The organism is Caballeronia glathei (assembly GCF_000698595.1).
Lineage (GTDB): Bacteria > Pseudomonadota > Gammaproteobacteria > Burkholderiales > Burkholderiaceae > Caballeronia > Caballeronia glathei.
Genome location: NZ_JFHC01000308.1, coordinates 1 through 468, shown reverse-complemented (window position 1 = coordinate 468; position 468 = coordinate 1). Strand labels below are relative to the sequence as shown.

Annotated in this window: 1 protein-coding gene; it reads left to right on the top strand. The window is 50.2% G+C overall.

Annotation, left to right across the window (positions count from 1 at the left end; genetic code table 11):
* Window positions 1–282: hypothetical protein (locus tag BG61_RS43855; RefSeq protein ID WP_206540646.1), on the top strand; the 282-nt coding region annotated here is incomplete at its 5' end.
* Between the last annotated feature and the right edge of the window lie 186 nt (window positions 283–468).

The following is a 468-nucleotide window of genomic DNA, read 5'->3' as shown; positions in this document are numbered from 1 at the left end:
TTCTTTGCCGCGCGTGTCGGTGAAACGAAGGTCGATGAAACTAACGTTATTGCTTGCAATAAAATCCATTACTTCGGAAATCATGTGTCTCCTTGGATACTTCGAAAGTCCGCCTTTGACCGCCGTGTGAGCAACGCTAGACGGAGAGATTGCATCGAGCTTGGTGAGGCAGCGTCGTTAGAAATCGAGACTTGTGCGCTCCCCGTTGTTTGTTACGCGAAAGTCAACGAACTGCGCTTTGACCCTGCTAGGCCTCTGTGGACCAATCAAGTAGGGAAGTAGCATCCAAAAGGTGTGAACCCATACAACACCAAGTCGGCGATCCGCCAACTTCGCAACAACTCAACCGGTCTTTCGACGCGACCGGAATCGCCTCGACTCACCCGCAGCAGTCTTTACCAAATCACGAACAGTCAACGGGCTGATAAAACCGAATCCACTACTAAGAAGCTGTTGCGAAATTAGTTC